10 protein-coding genes are annotated in these 8,293 nt (G+C 69.0%); 3 read left to right on the forward strand and 7 right to left on the reverse strand.

Annotated elements, in window-relative coordinates; all coding sequences use genetic code 11:
• The 4 genes from AC27VN_RS24895 to AC27VN_RS24910 form a co-directional block, all read right to left on the reverse strand.
• Window positions 1-537 (reverse strand): ABC transporter permease subunit (locus AC27VN_RS24895; RefSeq protein ID WP_490878246.1); only part of this gene is annotated, 537 nt, incomplete at its 3' end.
• A gap of 2 nt (window positions 538-539) precedes the next feature.
• Window positions 540-1,247 (reverse strand): ABC transporter ATP-binding protein, encoded by a 708-nt coding sequence (locus AC27VN_RS24900; RefSeq protein ID WP_093339622.1) that lies wholly within the window; start codon window positions 1,245-1,247, stop codon window positions 540-542.
• Window positions 1,248-1,449: 202 nt separating this feature from the next.
• Complete coding sequence (ykgO, locus tag AC27VN_RS24905; RefSeq protein WP_057592821.1) at window positions 1,450-1,599, reverse strand: type B 50S ribosomal protein L36; 150 nt, start codon at window positions 1,597-1,599, stop codon at window positions 1,450-1,452.
• A 99-nt stretch (window positions 1,600-1,698) separates the two neighbouring features.
• A complete protein-coding gene (locus AC27VN_RS24910; RefSeq protein ID WP_093339625.1) occupies window positions 1,699-2,169 on the reverse strand; it encodes a Fur family transcriptional regulator in 471 nt (156 codons plus the stop codon).
• A 181-nt stretch (window positions 2,170-2,350) separates the two neighbouring features.
• Between AC27VN_RS24910 and AC27VN_RS24915 the strand changes: the two genes are divergently transcribed.
• On the forward strand, window positions 2,351-2,926 hold the full coding sequence (locus AC27VN_RS24915) for a PadR family transcriptional regulator (RefSeq protein WP_203202007.1): 576 nt from the start codon (window positions 2,351-2,353) through the stop codon (window positions 2,924-2,926).
• A gap of 13 nt (window positions 2,927-2,939) precedes the next feature.
• Window positions 2,940-3,767 carry a siderophore-interacting protein gene (locus AC27VN_RS24920; protein WP_490878247.1) on the forward strand — a complete coding sequence of 276 codons (828 nt, stop codon included), beginning with the start codon at window positions 2,940-2,942 and terminating at the stop codon, window positions 3,765-3,767.
• 22 nt (window positions 3,768-3,789) lie between these two features.
• Here the strand turns inward: AC27VN_RS24920 and AC27VN_RS24925 are convergent, their stop codons facing one another.
• Genes AC27VN_RS24925 through corA form a run of 3 tightly spaced genes read right to left on the reverse strand, consistent with a single transcriptional unit; the run spans window position 3,790 to window position 6,821 of the window.
• Window positions 3,790-5,319, reverse strand: a complete 1,530-nt coding sequence (locus AC27VN_RS24925) for a DHA2 family efflux MFS transporter permease subunit (protein WP_490878248.1) — start codon at window positions 5,317-5,319, stop codon at window positions 3,790-3,792.
• The gene (locus AC27VN_RS24930) at window positions 5,316-5,792 is read right to left on the reverse strand and encodes a MarR family winged helix-turn-helix transcriptional regulator (RefSeq protein WP_057592826.1); all 477 of its coding nucleotides are present in this window, start codon (window positions 5,790-5,792) and stop codon (window positions 5,316-5,318) included. Before AC27VN_RS24930 ends, AC27VN_RS24925 begins: the two co-directional genes overlap by 4 nt.
• Before the next feature lie 51 nt (window positions 5,793-5,843).
• On the reverse strand, window positions 5,844-6,821 hold the full coding sequence (corA, locus tag AC27VN_RS24935; RefSeq protein ID WP_093339635.1) for a magnesium/cobalt transporter CorA: 978 nt from the start codon (window positions 6,819-6,821) through the stop codon (window positions 5,844-5,846).
• A gap of 551 nt (window positions 6,822-7,372) precedes the next feature.
• Between corA and AC27VN_RS24940 the strand changes: the two genes are divergently transcribed.
• On the forward strand, window positions 7,373-8,293 hold a 921-nt coding region (locus AC27VN_RS24940), incomplete at its 3' end, for a MutS N-terminal domain-containing protein (protein ID WP_490878249.1).

Here is an 8,293-nt window from a genome sequence, read left to right on the forward strand (position 1 = left end):
CGCGAGCGCGAGCGCCTTGCCCGCCAACAGCCTGAGCGGCGAGACGCCCAGGCTCAGCGTCTGGCGCAGGATGCCCTGCTCGCGCTCGCCCGCGAAGGCGTTGAAGCCCAGCACGATCACCAGCAGCGGCCCGAGCACCTGCAGGATCCAGCCGACCGAGAGGTTGCCGAAGCGCTGCAGGCCGGTGGCGTCCTGCGCGGGATTGAACTTGACCTCGCTCTGGCGGTGCGCCTGCAGCCACACGGTGCTGCCGATGTAGGGGTTGATGCCCGCGTCGACCATGGCCAGCGGCGCCTCGGGCTTGAAGGCATGCATGCCCTGGTGCGCGGCATCGTGCGGATGGCGCCGGTCCTGCGCCAGCCAGTCGCGGTAGTCGAGCGCCTGCGCGGCCTGCTGCTCGGCGCGTGCCTCGCGCTGGTGCGCCCAGCCCACGCCGAGCGCGGTGAACAGCAGCACCAGCACCAGGCCACCGGCCCACAGCAGGCGGCCGTCGCGCAGCCGTTCGGTGAATTCGCGGTTCGCGATCCAGCGCCACATGCTCAGGCCCTCATGTGCTGCAGGTACAGCGACTGCAGGTCGATGCGCGCGATCTGTTGCGCGCCCTCGAGGCTGTCGACGAGGCGGCCGCTCTTCATGATGCCGACGCGCGTGGCGGTCTGCTGCGCATGGAACAGGTCGTGCGTGGTGGTCAGCACGGCCACGCCCTGGTCGGCGGCGCGCCGCAGCAGCTCGGAGAACTCGCTGGCCGCATGCGGATCGAGGCCCGAGGTGGGCTCGTCGAGCAGCAGCGCCTTGGCCTCCTTGGCCAGCGCCACCGCGATCCAGACCTTCTGCCGCATGCCCTTGGAATAGGCCGACACGCGCTTGTCGGCCGCCGCGTGATCGAGGCCCACCGCCGTCATGAGCTCGAGCAGCCGCTCGCGCGGCAGCGCGCGGCCCAGCGCGAGGCCGGCGAAGAAGCGCAGGTTCTCCAGGCCCGAGAGCGTGCCGTAGAGCGTGACGTGCTCGGGGATGTACGCCACGTCCTGCTTGGTGGCGAGCGGATGGCGCGTGACGTCGACGCCGTTGATCTCCACCGTGCCCGCGCTGGGCGCGATGAAGTGGAGGAACAGGTTGATGGTGGTGGTCTTGCCCGCGCCGTTGGCGCCGAGCAGGCAGTAGATGTCGCCCGCGCGGATGTCGAGGTCGAGGCGGTCGAGCGCGACATGGCTGCCGTATTGCTTGGTGAGGCCCTGTGCTCTGAGCATGGGAGGGTTCCGGTCGAAGAGAGGAAGCGGTGAAACGGCGCGCGCACGCCCGCATGCATCCGCGGTGGACGCGCGCAGGCTCACGCGCATGCGGGTGCATGCCGTGACGTTCGAAAAGGGGATTGGCTGGGCGCCGGGGGCCGGTGCCGTGGCGGATCGGGGAGGCGGCCGGATCGTCCGGGCCGCGGGTCTCAGGGGGTGGTCAGCGGGCGCGCTTGTTCTTCGCGCCACCCTGCCGCGCCTTGAAGCGCGGGTTGGACTTGCAGATCACGTAGGTGCGTCCGCGCCGGGTGACCACCTGGCAATCACGGTGCCGCTTCTTGGCTTCTTTGAGGGAGGACAGGACTTGCATGGCGTCGCGCTGTTGGATGGAAACCAGCAGTCTAAGTTATTGCGAATTCATTCGCAATAACTTTGTAAAGAAGAATGAGCACCCGCGCGGGTGCCTTGTTCAGTGCGATCGGCCGGCCGGTGCCGCCTTCGCCACGCAGGCCGCGCAGCTGCCGTGCAGGGTCACTTCGTGGCTCGCGACCTGGAAGCCCGGCGGCGCCAGGTCGTCCATCGGGCCCGGGCAGGCATGCAGCAGGAACACCTGGCCGCACGACAGGCAATGGAAGTAGTGATGGTGGTGGTCGCCCGCGCGGCCCTGCCCCTTCTCGTGTTCGTGGGCGTGGTCGCCGTGCGCGTGCGCATGCGGCTCCTCCCGGCACGAGACCTCGTAGCGCGCGGGCTCGCCGGGCAGCTCGACCTTGGCGATCTCGCCGTCCGCGAGCAGCGCCGACACCTGGCGGTAGACGGTCGACAGGCTGATCTCGGGCACGAGTTCGCGCGCATGCGCATGGATTTCGGGGGCGGTGAGCACGCGGCTGGCATCGCTGAAGGCCGAGAACACGGCGGCGCGCTGGCGGGTAAGACGTTCCATGGCCTCGATGGTAAGGCGGCGCGAACAACGCCTCGCGGTGCCCGGGGACTGCGGCGCAGGCTATCTAAATTGCCCCTGCCGGCGCTCCGGTCTTGCCTTTCTCCCCTCTTGACGCGTCGATTTAGATATATCTAAAATAATTTAGACACAAACAGATATCGATTCAGAAAGAGAGGCTCCCATGCGCCATTTCCACTTCGACCATTGCCACCGCACCCCGCGCGGCGAGCACGAGGACGGCCTCTCGGGCGGCCGGGGCCGCGGCGGGCGCCACGGCTTCGGCGCCGGCCGGGTGTTCGGCCATGGCGGCCTGCGCTTCGTGCTGCTGCAGCTCATCGCCGACAAGCCCTCGCACGGCTACGAGCTCATCAAGCTGATCGAGGAACGCCTGGGCGGCAGCTATGCGCCGAGCCCCGGCGTGGTCTATCCCACGCTGACGCTGCTCGAGGAGCTGGGCCACCTCAGCGTCGAGAGCGGTGCCGAGGGCGGCGGCCGCAAGCGCTACACCCTCACCGACAGCGGGCGCGAGTACCTGGCGGCCAACCGCGAGACCGCCGAATCGATGATGGAACGCCTCAACGGCGGCGTCGACGGCGCCGGCGCGCGCGGCGGCCGGCCGCCGCAGGTCACGCGCGCCATCGAGAACCTCAAGCTCGCGATGCGCCTGCGCCTCTCGGGCACGCCCCTCACCGAACAACAAGCCCACGAATTCGCCGCGGTGCTCGACAGCGCCGCACAACAGATCGAACGTCTTTGAAAGTCAACCGCACATGACCGACTTCTCCACCGCCCCCCAACCCGACCGCCTGCCGCGCCGCGTGCGCCACGACCTGCGCTTTCGCCAGCTCACGGTGAAGAGCGTGCAGCGCGTCACGCCGCACCTTCTGCGCGTGGTGTTCACCGGCGACGAGCTCGAGGGCTTCCACAGCCCGGGCTTCGACGACCACGCCAAGCTGTTCTTCCCCGACCCGGCCACCGGCCGCCTGACCCTGCCGACCATGGGCCCCGAAGGACCGGTCTGGCCCGAGGGCCGGCCCACCATGCGCGACTACACGCCGCGCCGCCACGACGCGACCGCGAAGACGCTCGAGATCGACTTCGCGCTGCACGAGGCCGGCCCCGCCACGCAATGGGCCGAGAACGCCAAGCCCGGCGACCGCATCGGCGTGGGCGGCCCACGCGGCTCGTTCATCGTGCCGACCGAGTTCGACTGGCACCTATTGATCGGCGACGACACCGCGCTGCCCGCGATCTCGCGCCGCCTGGCCGAGCTGCCCGCGGGCGCGCGCGTGGTGGTGCTGGCCGAGGTCGACGGCCCCGAGGACGAGATTCCGTTCGAGACCCGGGCCGCGCTCACGCTGGTGTGGGTGCATCGCCGCGGCGTGTCGGCGGGCCTGAGCCCGATGCTGCTCGAGACGCTCAAGAAGCAGGCGCTGCCCGAGGGCGACTACCACGCCTGGGTGGGCTGCGAGACCGGCGTGGCGAAGGCCGTGCGCGCGCACCTGGTGAGCGAGCGCGGCGCCCATCCGAAGTGGATCCGGGCCTCGGGCTACTGGCGCCGCGGCACGGCCGCGACGCACGACGCGATCGAGGACTGAGCGGCCTCGCGCGCGGTGCCGCTCAGTGCGGCACTTCCGCCGGCCCCGAGGCCGCCGTGCGCTTCGGACTGCGGATCAGCAGCAGCAGCGGGATCGCCACCAGCGTGATCACCATCATGATCGCGAAGTCGTCGAGGTAGCCGACCAGCGCGCCCTGCCGCGTGACCTCGGCGTTGAGCATCGCCAGGCCCAGCGGGTTGTCGGGCGACATCATCGAAGGCAGCGTGGCCAACGCCGGATTGCCGGGCGCCACGGTGGTCGCGATCTGCGCATGGGCGGCGCTCGAGCCCTCGGTGAGCAGCGCCTGCACGATCGAGATGCCCACGCTGCTGCCGATGTTGCGCAGCAGGCTGAAGATCGGCGTGCCCTGGTTGCGCAGCCGCGGCGCCAGCGTGGCGAAGGTGGCGGTCGACAGCGGCACGAAGGTGAAGCCGATGCCCAGGCCCTGCACGAAGCCCGAGACGATGATCAGCGTGCTGTCCATCTGCAGCGTGATGCGCGTCATCTGGTAGAGCGAGAAGGCCGTGAGCCCGAAGCCCAGCGCCATGATGGCGCGCACGTCCACGCGCTGCACCAGCCGCCCCACCACCAGCATCGCGATCATGGTGCCGATGCCGCGCGGCGCAGTGACCTGCCCCGTGTAGACCACCGGATAGCCCATCAGGCCCTGCAGGAAGTTGGGCAGCAGCGCCATGGTCGCGTACAGGATCATGCCGACGATGAAGGCGAACAGCAGGCCAGTGACGAAGTTGCGGTCCTTGAGCAGGTCGCGGTCGAAGAAGGAGACGCCGCGCACGGTCCAGGTGTGGACCACGAAGAAGCAGAAGGCCACCAGCGAGGCCGCGGCCTCGAGCCGGATCTCCCACGAGTCGAACCAGTCGAGCTGCTCGCCGCGGTCGAGGAACAGCTGCAGCATGCCGATGGCGAGGCTCAGGGTGACGAAGCCGAAGATGTCGAGCTTCTCGCCCTGCGGCCGGCTCTCGGGCAGGTAGCGCGCGATGCCCCAGAAGGCGAAGACGCCCACCGGCAGGTTGATGAAGAAGACCCAGCGCCAGTCGAAGTTGTCGGTGAGCCAGCCGCCCAGCAGCGGCCCGAGGATCGGGCCGACCATGATGCCCGCGCCCCAGATCGCCATCGCCTGGCCGACCTTCTCGCGCGGGTTGATGTCCAGCAGCACCGCCTGCGACAGCGGCACCAGCGCCGCGCCGAAGATGCCCTGCAGCAGGCGCGCGCCGACGATGCCCACCAGCGAGGTCGCCAGGCCGCACAGCGCCGAGGCGATGGTGAAGCCGATCACCGAGATGATGAACACGCGCCGCCGGCCCCAGTGGCCGCAGAGCCAGCCCGTGAGCGGCAGCGCGATCGCCGAGGCCACGATGTAGGAGGTCAGCACCCAGGTGATCTGGTCCTGCGAGGCCTGCAGGCTGCCCTGCATGTGCGGCAGCGCGACGTTGGCGATCGTGGTGTCGAGCGCCTGCATGATGGTCGCGAGCATGATCGAGACGGTGATCATCCCGCGGTGCGGCACCGCGGTTCCGGGCGCGGCCGTCATTTGCCCTCGCCCTCGGGACCGTTGCCGCCCGTGATCTCGAGCAGGCTGCCGCGCACCTTGCCGAGCAGCGCCAGCAGCTGGGCGCGCTCGCCGGGCGCCAGCACCGCCATCACGCGCGCATTGAGCCCGTCGCTGAGATTGAGCGCGGCATCGAGCGCCTTCTCGGCGCTGGGCTGCAGGTGGATCAGCTTCACGCGGCGGTCGGTGGCGCTGGCCTCGCGGCGGATCCAGCCGGCCGCCTCCATGCGGTCGCACAGCCCGCCCACGGCCATCGGCGTGAGCTCCAGCCGCTGCGCGAGCTCGGCCTGCGACAGCGGCGCCTCCTCGCCTTCCATGGCCAGCACGCCGAGCAGCCGGCACTGGGCGCTGCTCAGGCCGATGCGCTCGCGCGCGAGGCGGTCGAAGGCCTCGCCGTAGCGCTTGGCCACGTCCTTCACGATGAAGCCGAAACGCTGGCTGAAGTCCCTTTTCATAAGGGAGTTGATTATCTACATGTTTATTAGTTGGGCCTTAGCGGCCCGCTCTCAGAGCCAGCCCGCGCGCCGGAACCGGTAGTAGAGATAGCCGCAGGTGCCCGCGATCAGCGCCAGCGCCGTGGGGTACCCCCAGCGGAATTTCAGCTCGGGCATGAATTCGAAGTTCATGCCCCAGACGCCCGCGAAGGCGGTGCACACGGCAAAGATGCTGGCCCAGGCCGCGAGGCGCTTGGTGACCTCGCTCTCCTCGATCGTGACCATCGAGAGGTTGACCTGGATCGCGGTGGCCACCGTGTCGCGCATGGCGTCGATCGAGCCGTTGATGCGCCCCAGGTGGTCGCCCACGTCGCGGAAGTACTCCTGCGAGCCCATGCAGATCTGCGGCACCCGCCCGCCGTGCAGCTTGCCGGCGGCCTCGGTCAGCGGCGCCACGGCGCGCTTGAGCACCATGCTGCGGCGCTTGAGTTCGTAGAGCTGCTTGATCTTGTCGCGCGCCGCGCCGCTTTGCGCAAAGATCTGCTGCTCGATCGATTCGAGCTCGTCCTCGAGCGCGTCGATCACCGGGAAGTAGCGGTCGACCACCGCGTCCATCAGCGCATAGAGCACGAAGCCGGCGCCGTTCTTCAGCAACTCGGGCTCGCGTTCGCAGCGTTCGCGCACGCCGAGGAAGCCCTGCCGGCTGCGGTTGCGCACCGACAGCACGTAGTTGCTGCCCACGAACACGTCGACCTCGCCCACATGGATGCACTGCTCGCCGGCGTCCGAGGGCTCGACCAGGTGCATCACCACGAACAGCGAGTTGCCGTACTCCTCGACCTTGGGCCGCTGGTGGCCGTGCTGGGCGTCTTCCACGGCCAGCGGATGCAGGCCGAACTCGAGCTGCATCACGGCCAGTTCCTCGGGCGTGGCGTCGCTGAGCGCCACCCAGACGAAGCAGCCGGGCCGCGAGATGTATTCGCTGATGCTCTCGACCGGAATGTCGGCCAGCTTGGCGCCGTTCTCGTAAGCCACGCAGTTGATCAGCATCGGCGCTCCAGGATCGCGGTTGGATTGAGGGGTGCCGATGGTGCCACGGGGCCGCGTGCCGCTGCCTGACCGCCGCGAGAGGGAGCGCAAAAGTTAAAACATTGCTACTCGCAAGCGGCCGAAGGGTTTAGTTGCGTGACTTTTTGCTCATTTCTTTCACCCGCCTACAAGTCTTACCGCGCAAAGACTGACAGGCGTTGTGCGGGCGATACACGAACATCGCTTCGCTGTCACGCAAAAGGGGGCGCCCACCAAACAGAAGAGCAGCCGCCCACAGCCATCAGGGAAGAACTCCACCCGCCCACGTGCGGGTGTTTTTTTGCCCGCTCGCATCCTCTTGTCCCCGCATCCCGCCCCACGCCGCCCACCGGCTTGCGGGTCGGCCACAATACCGGGCGCCCCGCGCCATGGCCTGGCCGGGATCCAGCGACGATGCGTCCATGCCCGAACTCTCAGACAGCACTTTCTCCAACGCCAGCAATGGCTTACGCGCTCATTCCGTGACAGATATCCTCGCCGCAGCCGCCCCCGATTACGCCGGTCATACGCCCATGATGGCGCAGTACCTCCGGCTCAAAGCGGACCATCCGGACACCCTGCTCTTCTACCGGATGGGCGATTTCTACGAACTCTTCTGGGCCGACGCCGAGAAGGCCGCGCGCCTGCTCGACATCACGCTGACCCAGCGCGGCCAGTCGGCCGGGCAGCCGGTCGTGATGTGCGGCGTGCCCTTCCACTCGGTCGACACCTACCTCGGGCGGCTCATCAAGCTCGGCGAATCGGTGGCGATCTGCGAGCAGGTGGGCGAGGTCGGCGCCTCCAAGGGCCCGGTCGAGCGCAAGGTGGTGCGCGTGGTCACGCCCGGCACCCTGACCGATGCCGAGCTGCTCAACGACAAGGCCGATGCCACGCTGCTGGCGGTGCATGCCGGCACGCGCAATTTCTGCGGCCTGGCCTGGCTCAGCGTGACCGGTGCCGAGCTGCGGCTGGCCGAATGCCCGGCCGACGCGCTCGAGGCCTGGATCGCGCGCATCGCGCCGAGCGAACTGCTCTACGGCGCCGAGGTCACGCCGGCCTTCGAGCAGCGGCTCAAGGCGGCGCGCAGCGCCACGCCCTTCACGCTGTCGGTGCGGCCGGCCTGGCAGTTCGACGGCGGCCTGGGCGAACGCAAGCTCAGCGAGCAGATGGGCAGCCAGAGCCTGGCGGCCTGGAATGCCGAATCGCTGACCAACGCCCATGCGGCGGCCGCCGCGCTGCTGGGCTATGCCGAGCACACGCAGGGCCGCGCGCTGTCGCACCTGCAGCGGCTCACGGTCGAGCGCGACGGCGACCTGATCGAACTGCCGCCCACCACGCGGCGCAACCTCGAGCTGGTGCAGACGCTGCGCGGCGAGGACTCTCCCACGCTGTTTTCGCTGCTCGACACCTGCATGACCGGCATGGGCAGCCGCCTGCTCAAGCGCTGGCTGCTG

The sequence above is a fragment of the Variovorax sp. 20P10.2.4 genome, assembly GCF_058244205.1.